The 17,328-nt window shown below is 48.0% G+C and carries 14 protein-coding genes; 1 reads left to right on the top strand and 13 read right to left on the bottom strand.

Features of this window, described 5'->3' with window-relative positions; all coding sequences use genetic code 11:
• Positions 1-431 precede the first annotated feature (431 nt).
• Both C232_RS0115875 and C232_RS0115870 read right to left on the bottom strand, forming a co-directional pair.
• Positions 432-2,609, bottom strand: coding sequence for an ATP-dependent helicase (locus C232_RS0115875; RefSeq protein WP_026314643.1), 2,178 nt, complete (start codon positions 2,607-2,609; stop codon positions 432-434).
• A gap of 434 nt (positions 2,610-3,043) precedes the next feature.
• Positions 3,044-3,229 carry a type Z 30S ribosomal protein S14 gene (locus C232_RS0115870; RefSeq protein ID WP_018665136.1) on the bottom strand — a complete coding sequence of 62 codons (186 nt, stop codon included), beginning with the start codon at positions 3,227-3,229 and terminating at the stop codon, positions 3,044-3,046.
• Between the two features lie 310 nt (positions 3,230-3,539).
• Here C232_RS0115870 and C232_RS18875 point away from each other — a divergent pair, with 310 nt between their 5' ends.
• The gene (locus tag C232_RS18875) at positions 3,540-3,809 is read left to right on the top strand and encodes a hypothetical protein (protein WP_018665134.1); all 270 of its coding nucleotides are present in this window, start codon (positions 3,540-3,542) and stop codon (positions 3,807-3,809) included.
• 252 nt (positions 3,810-4,061) lie between these two features.
• On the opposite strand, the gene C232_RS0115855 is transcribed toward C232_RS18875, so the two are convergent.
• From C232_RS0115855 to C232_RS0115800, 11 genes are all read right to left on the bottom strand, one after another.
• Positions 4,062-4,625 carry an FAD-dependent oxidoreductase gene (locus C232_RS0115855; protein ID WP_018665133.1) on the bottom strand — a complete coding sequence of 188 codons (564 nt, stop codon included), beginning with the start codon at positions 4,623-4,625 and terminating at the stop codon, positions 4,062-4,064.
• Between the two features lie 167 nt (positions 4,626-4,792).
• Positions 4,793-6,331: an acyl-CoA carboxylase subunit beta gene (locus tag C232_RS0115850; protein WP_018665132.1), complete on the bottom strand. Its 1,539-nt coding sequence runs from the start codon at positions 6,329-6,331 to the stop codon at positions 4,793-4,795.
• A gap of 4 nt (positions 6,332-6,335) precedes the next feature.
• A complete protein-coding gene (locus C232_RS0115845; RefSeq protein WP_018665131.1) occupies positions 6,336-7,118 on the bottom strand; it encodes an enoyl-CoA hydratase in 783 nt (260 codons plus the stop codon).
• 54 nt (positions 7,119-7,172) lie between these two features.
• Positions 7,173-8,081, bottom strand: coding sequence for a hydroxymethylglutaryl-CoA lyase (locus C232_RS0115840; RefSeq protein WP_018665130.1), 909 nt, complete (start codon positions 8,079-8,081; stop codon positions 7,173-7,175).
• Positions 8,082-8,093: 12 nt separating this feature from the next.
• Entirely contained in the window at positions 8,094-8,306 is a 213-nt protein-coding gene (locus tag C232_RS0115835) for an acetyl-CoA carboxylase biotin carboxyl carrier protein subunit (protein WP_018665129.1), read from the bottom strand.
• A 12-nt stretch (positions 8,307-8,318) separates the two neighbouring features.
• Entirely contained in the window at positions 8,319-9,671 is a 1,353-nt protein-coding gene (locus C232_RS0115830) for an acetyl-CoA carboxylase biotin carboxylase subunit (protein ID WP_018665128.1), read from the bottom strand.
• Positions 9,672-9,790: 119 nt separating this feature from the next.
• Positions 9,791-10,933 carry an acyl-CoA dehydrogenase family protein gene (locus C232_RS0115825; RefSeq protein ID WP_018665127.1) on the bottom strand — a complete coding sequence of 381 codons (1,143 nt, stop codon included), beginning with the start codon at positions 10,931-10,933 and terminating at the stop codon, positions 9,791-9,793.
• 36 nt (positions 10,934-10,969) lie between these two features.
• Positions 10,970-12,925 (bottom strand): acetate--CoA ligase, encoded by a 1,956-nt coding sequence (locus C232_RS0115820; RefSeq protein ID WP_018665126.1) that lies wholly within the window; start codon positions 12,923-12,925, stop codon positions 10,970-10,972.
• Positions 12,926-12,943: 18 nt separating this feature from the next.
• Positions 12,944-13,693: an enoyl-CoA hydratase/isomerase family protein gene (locus C232_RS0115815; RefSeq protein ID WP_051086249.1), complete on the bottom strand. Its 750-nt coding sequence runs from the start codon at positions 13,691-13,693 to the stop codon at positions 12,944-12,946.
• A 573-nt stretch (positions 13,694-14,266) separates the two neighbouring features.
• Positions 14,267-14,419, bottom strand: coding sequence for a hypothetical protein (locus C232_RS19910; RefSeq protein WP_018665124.1), 153 nt, complete (start codon positions 14,417-14,419; stop codon positions 14,267-14,269).
• Between the two features lie 451 nt (positions 14,420-14,870).
• Complete coding sequence (locus tag C232_RS0115800; RefSeq protein ID WP_018665122.1) at positions 14,871-16,463, bottom strand: long-chain-fatty-acid--CoA ligase; 1,593 nt, start codon at positions 16,461-16,463, stop codon at positions 14,871-14,873.
• Between the last annotated feature and the right edge of the window lie 865 nt (positions 16,464-17,328).

The raw sequence follows: 17,328 nt of genomic DNA, 5'->3' as shown, positions 1-17,328 counted from the left end.
GGGAGATCAAACTGCCCAATCCAGCTGCGGCTCCTATCGACTAGCGTACTTCTGGTCTCTTCCCTGCGATAAGTCAACATCGGTTCGTAAAAAACCACTCACCGTGTTTCCTTTATCTCAGTCAGAGCCCTTCCAGTCCGTACGTCGATGAACAGCCGCCTCCGCTTTATAAAGTAAAGGTCCGATTGGTTAGGCCTGCAGGAAGCAGGTCGCAGGAGGCGTTGCAACAGGACGCCTGAGTTCTTAGCCTTTGTTCATTTTCTAATCAGTGGGGGATGAAGGAAAACCCCCACTGATGGGAGTTTCACTTTATCTGTTCTTCAAGTGTCCATCCTCACCCAAGAACTTCATGCTAATCCTCATCAGGGGGACGTTCAATTGTGGGGAACGGTTGTCCATTTCCCACCAAAAAACTGCATGCCTCATCTAGCCTATTCATCCCCGGCATCTTCCAGCAGCCCCCTCTCCAAACAAGTCACCAAAGAAAGCTTCACCGTCCGCGATTTTAACTTGATTTCCAACGTATCACCGTTCACTCTCACAATCTTTCCTTTTCCGAATACCCTGTGTTTTACAATCTTCCCTGCCAAAAGCTCAGATATATCTTGTATCGCATTTGGATTGTACGGAGTTTTTGCAATTCCTGAACCGTGTCCCACTCTTTTCACTTCAGGCGAGGATTGCTTTTTCTCTTTATCAGGATGAATGATCCGCTTCACCGCCTTGACAAACCGCGACACTGCCGTTTTCTTCCCGTCCCGTTTATCATAGCTGATCAGCTCCAAATGTTTTTTCGCCCGCGTCATGCCAACATAAAAAAGGCGGGCCGATTCTTCCATTAATGGCTCATCATCTTTATCGTCCTCACTTGGGATGATGCCTTCCACCAAATCGATCATATACACATTTTCAAATTCCAGACCTTTTGAGCTGTGAAAAGTCGAAAATGTAACGGCATTTTGCCCTTTTTTCTGCTTGGCTGTTTTTAAAACATGCTGCAAATGTTTCAGGCGCGCTGCAAACTCCTCCATCGTTTCTAACGTATCAGCAATCTCTTCCAAAGTGTTTAAAATACCGATGAGATACTCTTTGCGGAAGCCGAACCGCTCGCACATTTTTTCGAGTGCTTTTTCATAACCGAGCCGACCGCGGATGACCCGGATCGCTTCTAGCGGCGGCATGCCTCTCATTTGCTGCAGCGTTTCTTTCGCTTCCCGCAAAGGCTTGATTTGATAATCCTGGAGCGGCACATGTTTGAGGAGGTTGTCAAAAACGGATTGGTTGTTGCGGATCCTTTTCAACACTTCCATCTGCTTTTTTGTGACATACCCGTTGATTTTCGAATGGATCTGCTCGAAAATATCGGGCCGCTTGTCCGTATACGTCATCCGCATAAAATTGAGCATATCCTGGACAACCCAGTGCGAGAAAAAACGGTTATCAGCATCTTTGATATAAAAAGGAATGCCGGCCCTGTCAAATTCATTGATCAGTAGAACGGAAGAAGCATTATTTCGGTATAATATCGCCGTATCCTGGTAGTTTTCGAATTCACCAATGGTTTGCGCCAAATATTTCACCTGGTATTGATAATCAGGAAGATGGATCAGCTTAACCGGCTCAGCTGCAGGGTTTTCCGTGAACATATTTTTATCGTAACGGTGCTTGTTACGCTTAATGAACTGGTTTGCAGCCGCAACAATCTCCTGTGAGGACCGGTAATTTTGTTCCATAAAAAGAATATGGGCATCGGGGTATTTCTTTTTAAAATCAAGCAGATAAGCTGGTTCGGCACCACGCCAGCTGTAAATAGACTGGTCATCATCCGCCACTACGCAAAGATTTTGGTGGACGTGGACGAGTTTCTCAATGATCGCATGCTGCACCATTGAAGTATCCTGGCTTTCGTCTGTCAGCACATAATCGTAGCGTTGCTGATACTGCAAGAGCAGTCCAGAATCTTTTTCTAAAATATCATTCGCTATTGTAAGCATGTCGTCAAAGTCGAGCAGCAGCTGCCCGGTACCGTTCTGCTTAAATTCTTCATACTGTTTGAAAATCTGTTCCGCTTTTGGAACATCGGTGGCTACAGCCGGCCACTTTTCAACAGGAATCATTTTATTTTTAATGTAACTGATGTACGTGACCAGCTCTTCCAGTTGGTCATCGGTGATCTTTTCTCCGGTGATGGATTTGTATAGATTGCGCAAAATTGTTTTCTTGTGAAATTGCATGTCTGCGTGACCTTCGATGAGACGATAAGATGTGTGGGTTTGACGGAAATAAGTGCGTACAAGTTCAAATGCAAGGCTATGAATCGTGGAAAAATCAACCGGCGGCAAATATGGAAAAAATCGTTTAAACCGCTCTTTCATATCGTTTGCCGACGCCCGGCTGAACGTAATTGCTTTGATCCGGTTTGGTGCAGTGCCCTTCTCCTCAATGAGATAGCCGATGCGCATGATCAAGGTTGTCGTTTTCCCTGAACCCGGGGATGCAAGCAGCAGAAGCGGTCCTTCCGTTTGGCGCACAGCCTGCAGCTGTACCTTATTTAGTGTAACGCCGAGTTCTTCTTTTTTGCGTGTAAAAAAGTCTTGCCGTATATGCATTACGATTGCCCTTTCCATTCCGTTCAAAATTGTATAACTCTATCTTATCATAAGCCGCCAATCATGAAGTAAAATAGGCAAATCAAAATGGCGATCATGCCCCGTATGAACGCCAATACAAAAAAGATATGTAGAAAAGTTTTGAGCCGCATAAGCTGGATAAAGACCAACCCGGGTGCAAAATCAGCCCGAAATGTCTTTCATCAGCCCCATGAACGGCACTTTCATTCTATTTTAGAAAAAAATACTTCCAAGTTCATACGCCGGCATCTTGGAATTTAATGGCATTAGCTCCACCTACGCTAAGTACCGATGACGGCCACTCGTGCCATCCCCACTGACTCTATCGTAACGCCCGATTGTTAAAATTTTATGAACATGCGTTAAAGAATCAGCTAAATCTATGTAAACCCTCCTTAAGAGGGTGTAAAGTTTTACCAGCTTGCTTTTTTAACTCCGGGAATTTGGCCTTTATATGCAAGTTCCCGGAAGCAAATACGGCAAAGCTTAAACTTGCGGATCACAGAATGCGGGCGTCCACAGCGTTCACAACGTGTATAAGCCTGGACTTTATATTTCGGTTCCCGATTTTGTTTTACGATCATAGACTTCTTTGCCATTATAAAACTCCTCCTTTTAAAATTTTGTTAGAAACAGCCTAACATCATATTATATACCAATTACCAAGAAATATAAATGGTAATTCCTTCCGAGCCTTTTGCAATGTTCACTTTTTCTTTAAACGCTGCATAAATGGTATATAAGATTGCAACGTTCAAATAAATCCCTGCGCTCTTGTTTTGTATTTTAATCGAGTAGTTATTTTTAGATTAGTAAACTTAATGAAGAATTCTATAATCATGGGCCGTTTCAATTAAGTGAACATTATGTTAATGTTTGCTTATGAACCCATCTTAGGAGGAGATTTGTATGGAAAGAATGACCATCCATATTACAAATCTGATAATCGGGGTGATCATAACAGCAATTGGATGCTTCATGGCATGGGTAGTTCTTGCATTTGCTCCAGAAGGGAATGATGCCGGACTTCTAATGCTGCCATCGCTCCTTCTGGTATGGCTCATTATCTATATCGGTCAAATCATATTTCCAAAAATATGGATTTTTATTCTTACGCTTTGTATTGAATTTGTATTATTTTATATGATTGTTTTCCATAGTGCTTCGTGGTACAGATAATTCTTTTGATGATAAAATTGCCAAATATTTGCTTAGCAAATACTTTGGAGGAGGTGTAAGAGAGTAAACTTTGATCTTATCGCAAAAACAGATGTGGGACTAAAGAAAACATAAATGTCTTCCATCTAGCAGGCATGCAAAAAGGCAGATTTATCAGCTTCTAAGCCAATAAATCTGCCAGGGAAATGCGCTGTATAATCAGAATTTCGCCATTAAACGGTAGTAATTCCAACTGTTTCTCTGAAGCAATTCTTATTTTCCTAAAACATCATGATCCACATAGCGTTTGCCGTTGATTTCACTGATCAGGTTGATGGCTACTTTTGCACCGTCTCCTGCTGTGATAATCGTGTGCATGCTAACGCCGGCAACCGTGCCGCATGCCCATACATTCGGGACATTTGTTTTTCCCTGTACATCCACTGCAAAAACAGTTTTTACCCTTGGTTCTGTTGCCGATTTTGTTTCAACACCGAGGGCTTCCCCCAGGCTGGCAATCATACCGGTCGCAAGGATGACATATTTGCTTTCATATGACCCTTGATCTGTTTTGATGGTAAAACCATTTTCCGTTTTTTCGATGGATTCAACTTTTTCATCGACCAGTTTAGTACCGAACTGCTCCGCCTGTTTTTTCCCGGTCTCAAGCAGGTCCGGACCCGTAATTTCAGTTACGCCGTAATGATTTTTCAGCAACGCCCGTTTTGTGGCACTTGTACCGGCATCAAAAAGAACGGTGCTTTTTCCTGCTTTTGCCGTAAAAATGGCTGCACTTGCACCGGCCGGGCCGGCACCTATTATTGCAATTTCATACATGTTCAAATTCCTCCCTCGTAATAAAAGTATAAGCTCAGCCGATGTAAACTTCAAAACATATACTTGAGCCCGAGAGCGTGTACTTGTTTGCCGGATGAGACAAATATTTGCATCATACTAAGACTGTGGCTGCCTCAAAAAAGCGGCGAACTGATTCCTGCCAACGATCAAACCGGTGACACCGGGTGTTTCGGAGCCGGGTGCGTCTTATACTTTGACAAATATATTTCCAGACGCCTTTCCAGTTCCTCCCGCAGCTGATTCCCCGGCACGACCGCATCTACCACTAATTCAGATGCGAGCCTGTACACGTCAATATCTTCCTCATATTCCGCACGTTTTCCGGCGATAAATGCCGGCTGCTCGCTTTCCGGCAGCGCGGCGATTTTATTCGCATACACGGCATTAACAGCGGCTTCCGGGCCCATGACGGCAATGGAAGCGGTCGGAAGCGCGATACAGCAGTCCGGTTCGAACGCCGGGCCGGCCATGGCATATAAGCCTGCGCCATATGCTTTTCTGACAATGACCGTCAGTTTCGGTACGGTTGCCTCGCTCATGGCAAAAATCATCTTCGCCCCGTGGCGGATAATCCCCGCCCGCTCGACATTCGTCCCGATCATAAAGCCTGGCACATCGGCAAGGAAAAGCAGCGGTATATGAAAAGCATCGCATAAATGAATGAACTTGGCCGCTTTATCGGCGCTATCCTGGAAAAGCACCCCGCCTTTTACCCGCGGCTGGTTGGCAATGATCCCGACCGGCTGGCCATTGATGCGCGCCAGGCAGGTAATGATTTCAGCGGCAAACTTCTTTTTGATCTCACACATCGAATCCTCATCAATGATCCGCGCAATCAACTGATACATATCAAACGGCGCATTCTGATTTTCCGGTACGAGCTCTTCAATGGTTTTTTCAAAGAAAGCCGGCGCCTTTGCTTCTATTTTCGAAGGCTTTTCTGTAAAATTGCTTGGAAAATAGGTTAAGTATTTTTGCACATAGCGGATTGCTTCTTCCTCCGTTTTCGCGAGCATATCACCGCAGCCCGAGACCGTACAGTGCATTTTCGCGCCGCCCATCTGTTCAAGCGTCACTTTCTCGCCAATCACCATTTCAGCCATGCGCGGCGAGCCCAAATACATCGAAGCATTGCCGTCCACCATCACCACAATATCACAAAACGCCGGGATATATGCCCCGCCGGCAGCGGAGGGCCCGAAAAGCAAACAAATTTGCGGCACTTTCCCGGACAAATGCACCTGATTGTAAAAAATCCGACCCGCCCCTCTTCTGCCCGGGAACATCTCAATCTGGTCGGTGATCCGCGCCCCGGCTGAATCGACCAAATACAGGATCGGGCAGCACAGTTTTTCCGCCGTTTCCTGGATGCGGATCATTTTTTCGACGGTTCGCCTGCCCCACGAACCGGCTTTCACCGTCGAATCATTCGCCATTACGCAGACGGTGCGGCCGCCAATTTTCCCGATCCCCGTTACGACGCCGTCCGCCGGAAGATCCCCGGCCAACACATTGGCAAAAAGGCCATCCTCTGCCGCAAGCCCGTCATCGAGCAGCAGGTCCAGCCGGTCACGCACAAACAGTTTCCCCTGTTCGCAATTTTTTTCGTGATACTTTTCTTTCCCGCCCTGCAGCACTGCCGCTTTTTTTAATTCATAGTCTGATGGTTGCGGTGTTTCATTCATCTTTTTACCTCCCCTTATACTGTGGTGTGCGTTTTTCTGCAAAAGCCTGTAAGCCTTCAACACGGTCTTCAGTGGGGATCAGTGCGCTATATGCCAGCTCCTCTATTTTTAAGGCGATGGCAAGATCGGCTTCAATCCCTTTGTTGATCGCATTTTTCGCCTGCATTAGTGCAAGCGGCCCGTTCCTGGCGATTGCCCCCGCTATTTCCAATGCTTTCTCGATTACCTGTTCGCGCGGAACCGCATATTCAAACAGGCCGGCTGCAGCCGCTTCTTCCCCTGAAAGCCGCCTTGCCGTAAAAATCATTTCCTTCGCTTTTCCGATGCCGATCAGCCGCGGCAGCCGTTGTGTCCCGCCTGCCCCCGGAATGATCGCGAGTGATGTCTCGGTTAACCCGTAATTCGCTTCAAGGGCGCCAATCCGGATGTCACAGGCAAGCGCCAGTTCAAGCCCGCCGCCAAACGCCCCGCCATTTAATGCAGCAATTACGGGCTGCGGAAGTTCTTCAACTGCATGGATAACCGTACCAATTTTCCGGACTGCCGGCAGAACTTGTTCTACCTTCATGCCTTGCCGTTCTTTTAAATCCGCACCTGCGCAAAACACTTTCTCCCCGGCGCCGGTTACAATGGCCACCCGTACGCCGCGGTCCGATTTTAAATCTTTCAGCGCCTGATGAATCTCCTCAAGCATTTCCGCAGATAATGCATTGGCAGCATGCGGACGGTTTAATGTGAGAAGACAAATCCCGGCCGCGCGCTTTTCAATTAAAACCATTCCTGCCATGCACCCGCCTCCTTTCTTTTAACCGTATTCCTGTACCTGCCGCTTAGAAAAACTTCATCCCTCTTTTTCCGCCCGCAATATTTCCATCTGTCTGCTTTTCAGCGGCCTGCCGATGATGCGCTCAATCAGTTCAGCTGATTTCAAGGCAGCCGGCAGGTCAACGCCGGTTTCGATCCCCATCCCGGCAAGCATATACAGCAAATCTTCGGTTGCAACATTGCCGGAAGCCCCTTTTGCATACGGGCAGCCGCCGAGTCCCCCGAGCGAACTGTCAAAAACAGTGATCCCCATTTCAAGTGCTTTTACGGTATTGGCGAGAGCCGTGCCCCTTGTATCATGGAAATGCATCGCGATTTTTCCGGCATCCATATGCGGAAGGATTTTTTCAAGCAGGCGCTCAATCTGCGTCGGGACGCCGGAACCGATTGTATCCCCGAGTGACAGCTCATCGATCCCCAGCGTAAACAGCCGCTCTGCCACTACCTTCACCTGTTCCGGCGCAACCGGTCCTTCATACGGGCAGGCAATCACCGTTGAAACATAACCCCGGACCGTTTTCCCAGCCGCTTTTGCTTCTTTCACAACGGTTTCCAGCACCGGATACGTTTCGGCAATGGATTTATTAATATTTTTCCGGTTATGGGTTTCGCTTGCGGACATAAATATGCTCACTTCGTCAATCCCCGACTGCAAAGCGCGCTCCAGCCCTTTCAGATTCGGCACAAGCGCGGCATAGGTGATATCCGGCCTGCGCTTGATTTTTTCCAGCACCGCCCCGGCATCCGCCAGCTGCGGAATCCATTTCGGCGGGACAAAGGAGGTGGCTTCAATATAGGAAAGACCCGTTTCCGATAACGAATGGATCCAGGCAATTTTATCTTCCGTGGCCACGATCATTTTCTCATTTTGCAGCCCATCCCGCGGCCCGACTTCTTTGATGGTCACTTTTGCCGGCAGCTTCACGTCCCCGGCCTCCTACTCGAGCTCAACCAGCAAATCAGAGTCGTCCACAAAATCCCCTTCCTGCACATGGATTTTCACGACTGTCCCGTCTTCTTCTGCGGCAATCGGAATTTCCATTTTCATCGATTCCAAAATGACAACATCCTCCCCCTCTTTCACGGCATCCCCTTCCTGCACCAGTACTTTCCAGACACTTCCGGCCATGCTTGCGGTAATCTCCGCCATTTTTTTGCCCCCCTAATCTTGATTTGGTTTTACAATATAGTCCCGCACAAATTCGGTCGTTGTATAGCCTTTTAAAAATTGCGGATGTCCGACCGTTTTCATCAGCATTGGCACATTCGTTTTGATGCCTTCAACCTTGTAATCTTCAAGTGCCGCCTTTATCCTTTTGCAGGCTTCACCGCGCGTTTTTCCCCGGGCGATCAGTTTGCCAATCATCGGATCATAAAAAGGTGTCACGTTTGAACCGGCCGCCACGCCGGATTCATTGCGAATTCCTTCCCCTTCCGGAAGTGTGAGCGCAGTAATTTTTCCGGGCGAGGGCAAAAAAGTTTCCGGGTCTTCTGCATAAATCCGGACTTCAATCGCGTGACCGCTTTTCCGTACATCTTCACGCGTAAAAGAAAGCGGCTCCCCGCTGGCAACTTTCAACTGCTCCTCGACAAGATCGAGCCCTGTAATTTCTTCTGTCACCGGATGTTCGACTTGTAATCTTGTATTCATCTCAAGAAAATAAAAGTTTTGTTCGCGGTCTACGATAAACTCTACTGTTCCGGCATTGGTATAACCAATATGCTTTGCTGCCTGAACCGCTGCATCAAGCATCTGCTGCCGCGTTTTTTCGCTGATAAACGGCGACGGGGCTTCCTCAACGACTTTCTGGTGGCGGCGCTGGACGGAGCATTCCCTTTCCCAGAGCGGTACTACGTTTCCGTACCGGTCCGCTAAAATCTGGACTTCGATATGATGCGGTTCGGGAATATATTTTTCAAGAAACATTGCCCCGTCACCGAAAAACAGCTCCGCCCGCTTTCGATTCCCGGCAAACGCCTTCAACAGTTCCGCTTCCGAATGGACAAGCTGCATACCGATTCCGCCGCCGCCCGCCGATGCCTTCAACATCAGCGGGTATCCAATTTCACGCGCAGCCTGTACGGCCGCCGACGCATCTTCAAGCGGGCAGTCCACCCCTTCAATCACCGGCACACCGGCTTCTTTCATCATTTTGCGCGCCCCGATTTTGCTGCCCATCGAAGCGATAACATCCGGATCCGGGCCAATAAAAACGAGTCCGGCTTCAAGGCATTTTCTTGCAAACGCGGCATTTTCCGATAAAAGCCCATAGCCAGGGTGCACCGCCTCTGCCCCGCATTTTTTGGCTGCCCGGATTATTGCGTCACTATTTAAATAGCTCTGGTTTACCGGCGGTTTGCCGATACAGTAGGCTTCCTCGACATCGCATACAAACCGGGCGTTCGTATCCGCTTCCGAAAAAACAGCGACAGGTTCGATGCCGAGGCGCTTGCAAGTCCGGATGATCCTCCGCGCAATTTCACCGCGATTTGCAATTAAAATTTTCTTGAACACGCACACCGCTCCTTTTCTATCAAACGCTTATCCCTTCAGGCTTTGCCCTTTCCTGTCAAACTGGCAACCAGGCCGGTTAGCAGGTAATGCAGGTTCCTGCATTATTTCTTCCTGTAAAACTAGCAGCCGAGTTGGCGCGCGATCACAAGCCGTTGGATTTCCGACGTTCCTTCGCCAATCTCCATTAATTTGATATCGCGCAAATACCGTTCAACCTCGTACTCGCGCATATACCCGGAACCGCCGTGGATCTGGATCGCCTGATTGCAAACGCGGAAACCCATTTCTGACGCGAACAGTTTTGCAAAAGCCGCTTCTTTCGCAAAAGGTTTGCCCTGATCCTTCAGCCATGCCGCCTTATACACTTCATTGCGGGCGAGCTCTATCTCCATCGCCATATCCGCGAGTTTAAACTGGATCGCCTGGAATTTGGAGATAGACTGCCCGAACTGCTTTCGTTCTTTCGCAAACCGGAGAGCCTTTTCAAAAGCGGCCTGGGCGATTCCAACCGATAATGCCGCAATCGAAATCCGCCCGCCATCCAATGTATATAAAAACTGGCTGAACCCTTTTTTCTCATCCCCGAGCAGGTTTTCCCTTGGGACGCGCACATTTTCAAGCACAATCTGGCAGGTGTTTGAGCCGCGTACCCCCATTTTGTCATACGGGCTTGTGATCGTAACGCCGGGTGTATTCGTGGGCACGATGATTGCAGAAATGATCGGGCGGCCATCCTTCTTCGTTCCGGTCACCGCCGTCACAATCACCTGGCGGGCGTACGCGGCGTTGGTAATCCAGCACTTTTCCCCGTTGATCACCCACTCATCATTGTCCAGCACCGCTTTTGTCCGCGTTCCGCCCGCATCGGACCCCGCATTTGGCTCTGTCAAACCGAACGCGCCAAGTGTTTCGCCTTTTGCCATCGGGACAAGCCACTTCCGCTTCTGTTCTTCCGTGCCGAAATAATAGATGGGGCTTGCGCCAAGGCTCGTATTTGCCGCGTAACTGAGGCCTGTGCCCCCGCACGCCTTCCCGATTTCCTCCACGGCAATACAGTAGGAAATCGTATCGCCTCCCGCACCGCCGTATTTTTCCGGAAAAGGAATGCCAAGGAGCCCGAGTTCCCCAAGCTTTTTAAAAGTCTCCAGGCGCATTTCCCCCGTCTCATCGACTTCTCGTGCATACGGCTGGATTTCCTTTCCGGCAACATTTCGCACCATTTCCTGCAGCATGACATGTTCTTTTGACAGTTCGAAATCCATCTTATTCCTCCTCGAAAGGGATTTGCCATTCTTTTCTTATTTTTTCAAACCGCGTGCTGCCACCAATTGTTCAATCTGCGCCACGGCTGCCGGATCTTCAAGCCCGGTCATATCGCCCGTTGCCGCTCCTTTAACGACGATTTCCTTTAACAGGCGGCGCATGATTTTTCCGCTGACGGTTTTCGGCAGTATCTCCGTAAACAAAATGGCTTTCGGCACCGCGATTTTTCCGATCTGCTCGACAATCCGGCCCCTGATTGCTTCTTTCAGCGCCTCACTTTCCTGGACGCCCTCGCTTAGACGGGCAAAACAAACCGGAACCTCACCTTTGATTCCATCCGGAACGCCGATGATAGCGGTTTCAGAAATACCCGGCACTTCAAGCACGGCACTTTCCATTTCCATCGTACTCAAACGGTGGCCCGCAACATTGAAGGCATCGTCCGACCTGCCGACTACCCAAACATAGCCGTCATCATCGACCAGTGCCAGGTCACTCGCATAATAACAGCCGTCCACCTGGCTGAAGTAGGAAGCCAAATAACGCTCCGGCTCTTTCCAAAGCGTCCGGCACAGCATTGGAAACGGCTGTTTGATGACTAAGTTTCCGAGCGTCCCCGGCGGCACCGGTTCGCCTTCATGGTCCACGACATCCACTGCAGCGCCTAAAAACGGCATGCCTGCAGATCCCGGCTTCATCGGTGTCAGCCATGCAGCACCGGCAAGCGGCGAACCGGCCGTTTCCGTCTGCCCCCACGTGTTATTAACGCTGATCTTTTTCTTTCCGAGCACTTCATACGTCCACTGCCACGTCTCCGTATCAAACGGTTCGCCAACAAGGGAGACTACCTCAAGGCAGGACAAATCATATTGTTTTAGCGGTTCTTCGCCCATACTTTTTAACATCCGCAAAGCGGTCGGCGCCGTAAACAGCTTATTCACGCGGTATTTTTCAATGATCTGGTAAAAACGGTCTTTTGCCGGATAATCAATTGCTCCTTCATAGACCACCGTCGTGGCCCCGTTTGCGAGCGCCCCGGCAATCCCCCAAATATGCATCGTCAGCCAGCCGATATCTGCCGAACACCATAAAACATCATCATCACGATGGTCCATATGGTATTTTGCATACATATAGTTCTGCACCACAAATGCCATTCCCGAATGGACCACACCCTTTGGCTTTCCGGTCGTGCCGCTTGTGTAAAAAACAATCCCGTATTCATTGGCTTCCATTTTTTCCGGCTCACAAATGATGCTTGCTTTTTTCACTTCCTCATGCCACCAAAAATCGCGCCCCTTTTGCATTTCTACTTCGGTTCCGAGGCGGTTGACCGTAATGACGGCTTCAACAGATGGAATATCGGGGATCACATGGCTAACTTTTTCTTTTAAATGAATCATCTTTCCCCTGCGTGCAGTTGCATCTGCGGTTACGACCACTTTCGGTTCAAAATGCACAAGCCGGTCCTTTAATGATTTTTCCGAGTAGCCCGCAAAAATCGTATTATAGATGGCGCCGATCCGGAAGCAGGCAAGGACGGAGATGATTGCTTCTGCCAAATTGGGAAGGAAAATCGCCACGCAGTCCCCCTTCTTCACGCCGAATGACTTCAGCACATTGGCAAACCGGTTCACTTCGGCGAGCAGCATGCGGTATGTGTAAAACCTGGTGTCCCCGTTTTCGCCTTCCCAAATCAACGCTGTCCGGTTGCCTGCTCCTTTTTCAATATGGCGGTCGAGCAAATTCACACAAGGATTGCTGATGCCGCCTTCAAAAAATCGAAATCCGGGCAGCTTTCCGCTCATCGCCTTTTTCCACGGCTCATACCAAACAAGTTCACGGGCAGCACGGTCCCAAAAAGCGGCGGGATCTTTCTGCGAGAACGCCAGCAATTTCCGGAAGGCTTCACGGCGCCCATCCGCGTTTTCTTTTTCCGAATAAACCAGCCTGCTGTTTGACACCACTTGTGAAATTCCGCTTTGGTCCATCGACATGCTCCTTTCCGGTTATTGATCGGTAAAACGGGGCTGCCGTTTTTCATTAAAAGCTTCCAGCCCTTCTTTTGCGTCCATTGTTTGAAAAACTTTCCCGAAATAATCCGCTTCCGTTACAAGTCCTTTATCCATCGGCTGCTCATACCCCGTGTCCACTGCCGCTTTTGCATGCTTTAAAATTGGCAGCGAAAACCGGCAGATCTCATGCGCCAATTCGAGCGCTTTATCCAGTGACCGCCCTTTTGGCACAACATAGTTGACAATTCCCGAATCTTTGGCTTCTTTTGCCGAAATCGGCCTGCCGGTAAAAATCATTTCCTTTGCTTTTGCCATGCCAATTTTACGCGGCAGCCTTTGCGTCCCGCCCGAACCCGGGATCAACCCGAGCGTTACTTCGGGCAAGCCGAGTTTTACCTGCTCCTCAGCCACTAAAATGTCACAGCATAAGGCCAGCTCCAAACCGCCCCCAAGCGCCGGCCCGTTAATGGCAGCAATGGTTGGAATCATAAGTGTCTCAATCTTCCGGAGCGGTGTCTGCAGCCAAAGCGATTTTTCCTTGGCGTAATCTGCTCCCTTTCCGACCCAGTCCGGAAATTCTTTTATATTTCCGCCGGCCATAAATGCCCGCTCACCGGCACCGGTAACAATCACAACCTTTAAATCCGGGTCATGCTGCATTTCATCCACGGCTTCATTCAACTGTTCAACAACCGCTTTGCTGTATACATTTACAGGCGGGTTGTTGATGATCATGACAGCCATTTGGCCCTGCTTCGTACAGTAAACTACCCGATGATGATCAGCCAAACGGTCCCCTCCTTTTCAAAAGCGGCATTCAGCTGCAAGATACCGCTACTTTAAAAGAATCCCATCACTATATCCTTATGAGAGAGGATTGGGGTTTATGGCAGAAAAAAATTCAGGAACACGACTTTTCCCGGAAATTTAGATATGTTTTTTGACAAACTGTTCGTCCAGTTTGAGTTTCATTGAAGTGATGGGGACCAATATCTACACGAAATTTGCTCATTTTGGGTTTCACAATTACCATGAAGATCATTTTGTTCACTGGATATTTTTACTTTGGGTTTCATAGCTCCGATGAAGGAAACTTCGACACTGGATGTTCTTGTTTGGTTTTCACGAGCTATATGAAGGCCACTTCGACCCGGTATAGCGTTAAATTCCTCATCTTTTTTAAAAAATCCAAGTTCATTTACGCTGTTAATTTTGAATAATCATGTTACAATTGGATATATAATAAGTAAAGGCGAGGTGCTGGTAACACCCCGCCTGTGCAACTGACCCAAAGCGGGCGGTTGCTCCTAAAAAATGTTACTTTTTCTTAGAAGACCTCCCGGATTTGTTGGAAGCATAGCGGGTGGTTTTCTTTTTGCGCTTTGTGGACAGCTTGTGAAAAACCAAGACGATTGTTTGGTTTACAGAAGTCTTGGCAGCCTCTACAAGAACTGCAATCAGAATATCCATTTCGGTCACCCCCCTCCTCTTAAAGATAAGAGAAAAGGTAGAGGAGCAACCTCCCACCCGGCTTGTTGAACGAAAATATTATATCAAATCTTTCAACAATATTGGACAAAATAATACAAATATTAAGGTATTTCTACCAGTCACTTTCGCCATCCGGTAAAATCCCTCTTGATGAATAGAGTAACCTTACGAGCACATTTTCCTCCCGGCTGGACTGCCATTCTTCCAAAACTCCTCTTGACAAAGTGCCGTCCCGCTGGATTGAATAAGGGCACTGAAAAAGCACTAATTTATTTCTGATTAAAAAACGGTAAGGAACAATAATCAATAATTGTTCCTTACCGTTTCATTTTGTATTGATTTTTTCAGTAGATCAGCCTGCATCATACACGGTTTTTCTTAGTTCTGTATTTTTATCATTTTCAAGGATTCTTTTTCCGTACAAAATGAACTAGTTTACAAATTTCCCTGTTTTTCCAAGTTTCTCCCAGTAATCATTCCGCAAGTGGACTTTTTGAATTTTCCCGGAAGCGGTTTTTGGAAGCTCGTTCACAAAAGTTACACCCGTCACTGCTTTAAAGTGTGCCAGCTTTTCCCTTGAAAAGCGGATTATCTCTTCCTCGCTTACCGTTTCGCTTTCATTTAACACGACAAAAGCATGCGGGGTTTCTCCCCATTTTTCATGGGGAACGGCAATCACTGCAGCCTCAAGAACAGCCGGATGTTCATATAAAACGCCTTCCACTTCAATAGAAGAAATATTTTCGCCGCCGCTGATAATAATATCCTTTTTCCGGTCTACGATATCAATATAGCCATGTTCATCTACGGTTGCCATATCTCCCGTGTAGAGACGGCCGTTGCGGAGCGCCTTCATCGTTTCTTCGGGATTTTTCCAGTATCCCAGCATAACGCCATGGCTTCTGACGGTTATCTCTCCAATTTCTTTTCCATTATGGATAATTTCTTCACCATTGTCTTTTAAAACGCGGACATCACAACCGATCATTGGATAGCCTGCTTTTGCTTTTAACCGGAGTTTTTCTTCGCGGTTTAAACCGCCCAATTGTGAACGGATCTCCGAAACCAAACTGAGCGGTGTTGATTCTGTCATGCCATATACCTGGATAAACTGCCATCCCAGTTCTTCTTCGACACGCTGCACAAATGCAGGCGGCGGGGCAGCGCCGGCGATGACAACCCTTACATTCTGTTCAATATCGGGGTGATGTACTTCATAATATTGCAAAAGGCTGTTCAATACTGCTGGCGCCATGTGAAGGACTGTTACTTTATGGGTGACAATGGCCTCAAAAATTGATTCCGCCGTTGCCTTCCTCAGGCAGACATGGGTGGACCCGTTCGCTGTGTAATAAAACGGCGAACCCCATCCATTCACATGAAACATCGGCAGCACATGCAGGTAAACATCGCGGTCGCTGACATGCAAATGATGCATAGCGCTTAAAGCATGCAAATAGTTGTTGCGGTGTGTCAGCATCACGCCTTTTGGATTTCCGGTAGTCCCGCTTGTGTAAAGCAGGCTGCACACATCATTTTCATCCAAATCGGCGCGGGTAAACGGTGCGGAAGAAAACCCGGCCAGCCAACGATCATAATCAATTTCATTCGTTTCAGCTTCCTTATAGTGGACAATAATCTGCTCTACTGTTTCCAGCTGGTCCTTGACCGGGAAAATTAAATGATACAAATCCTGATCCACAAACAGCACCTTTGATTCACTGTGGTTTAAAATAAACACATAATCCGCCGGCGTTAAACGGATATTGAGCGGCACCATCACAGCGCCAAGCTGGAAAATACCGTAAAATCCTTCAAGCATCTCCAAACTGTTTGGGGCCAGATAAGCCACCCGGTCACCTTTTTGAATGCCAAGCCCCTTCAATCCGCACGAAAGCTGATTGACCCTTCCATTTAATTCCCGGTATGTAAACATCCGGTCCCCGCAGTAAACAGCAGTCTTATCCCCATACAACCCAACTGCCCGATCAAGAAACTCAGGCAGTACTAATGGCACATTCATCGCTACCCCTCCCGCTTATATATACCTTTCTGCTTCCAATCCCCTTAACTAACAATCTTTTACACCAATGTTTCTGGCAGTTTATCCTGTTGTATAACATCATTATAAAAGAAATTGAATGCGTTTACAATACTGTGACTTATTTGACATATTTTAAAAATTTATGGCTGCCTTACAGCATTTCGGGTCTGTCACACGAAAACAATTCAGGGCTGACCCTGGCCTTTCGGGGTAAACAGCAGTTTTCTTGTATATATGGGTAGATAAGTATCATTTTTAGGTACATCATTTTTCTATAAAAAATGATATGGAATGAATGAAGCCGCGGAACATATTGGGTGTACCAGTAAGAACACTGGATTTTTCTCCGGCGCGGGCTTTCATTACACTTATGAACGACCGCGCACATGGATTTTCCTCCGCCGCGGGCTTTCATTCCCCTTATGAACGACCGGAAACGTGGGTTTTCCTCCACCGCGGGCTTTCATTCCCCTTATCAACGACCGCGCACACGGGTTTTCTCCCGCCGCGAGCTTTCATTCCCCCTATGAACGACCGGAAACGTGGTTTTTCTTCCGGCGCAGGCTTTCATTACACTTATGAACGACCGCGCACACGGGTTTTCTCCCGCCGCGGGCTTTCATTCCCCCTATGAACGACCGGAAACGTGGGTTTTCTTCCGGCGCAGGCTTTCATTACACTTATGAACGACCGCGCACACGGGTTTTCTCCCGCCGCGGGCTTTCATTCCCCTTATGAACGACCAAAAACGTGGGTTTTCTTCCACCACAGGCTTTCATCACACTTATGAACGACCGCGCACACGGGTTTTCTCCCGCTGCGGGCTTTCATTCCCCTTATGAAC

This window comes from Heyndrickxia acidiproducens DSM 23148 (assembly GCF_000374345.1).
Taxonomy (GTDB): domain Bacteria; phylum Bacillota; class Bacilli; order Bacillales; family Bacillaceae_C; genus Weizmannia; species Weizmannia acidiproducens.
This window is presented reverse-complemented; position numbering and strand designations above follow the sequence as displayed.

Bases quoted from the DNA above. Each gene is read 5' to 3' on its own strand.
- C232_RS0115870 (WP_018665136.1), bottom strand. From the start codon at position 3,229: ATGGCAAAGAAGTCTATGATCGTAAAACAAAATCGGGAACCGAAATAT.
- C232_RS0115875 (WP_026314643.1), bottom strand. From the start codon at position 2,609: ATGCATATACGGCAAGACTTTTTTACACGCAAAAAAGAAGAACTCGGC.
- C232_RS0115820 (WP_018665126.1), bottom strand. From the start codon at position 12,925: ATGGACCAAAGCGGAATTTCACAAGTGGTGTCAAACAGCAGGCTGGTT.
- C232_RS0115855 (WP_018665133.1), bottom strand. From the start codon at position 4,625: ATGTATGAAATTGCAATAATAGGTGCCGGCCCGGCCGGTGCAAGTGCA.
- C232_RS0115835 (WP_018665129.1), bottom strand. From the start codon at position 8,306: ATGGCGGAGATTACCGCAAGCATGGCCGGAAGTGTCTGGAAAGTACTG.
- C232_RS0115845 (WP_018665131.1), bottom strand. From the start codon at position 7,118: ATGGCAGGAATGGTTTTAATTGAAAAGCGCGCGGCCGGGATTTGTCTT.
- C232_RS18875 (WP_018665134.1), top strand. From the start codon at position 3,540: ATGGAAAGAATGACCATCCATATTACAAATCTGATAATCGGGGTGATC.
- C232_RS0115825 (WP_018665127.1), bottom strand. From the start codon at position 10,933: ATGGATTTCGAACTGTCAAAAGAACATGTCATGCTGCAGGAAATGGTG.
- C232_RS19910 (WP_018665124.1), bottom strand. From the start codon at position 14,419: ATGGATATTCTGATTGCAGTTCTTGTAGAGGCTGCCAAGACTTCTGTA.
- C232_RS0115850 (WP_018665132.1), bottom strand. From the start codon at position 6,331: ATGAATGAAACACCGCAACCATCAGACTATGAATTAAAAAAAGCGGCA.
- C232_RS0115800 (WP_018665122.1), bottom strand. From the start codon at position 16,463: ATGAATGTGCCATTAGTACTGCCTGAGTTTCTTGATCGGGCAGTTGGG.
- C232_RS0115815 (WP_051086249.1), bottom strand. From the start codon at position 13,693: ATGGCTGTCATGATCATCAACAACCCGCCTGTAAATGTATACAGCAAA.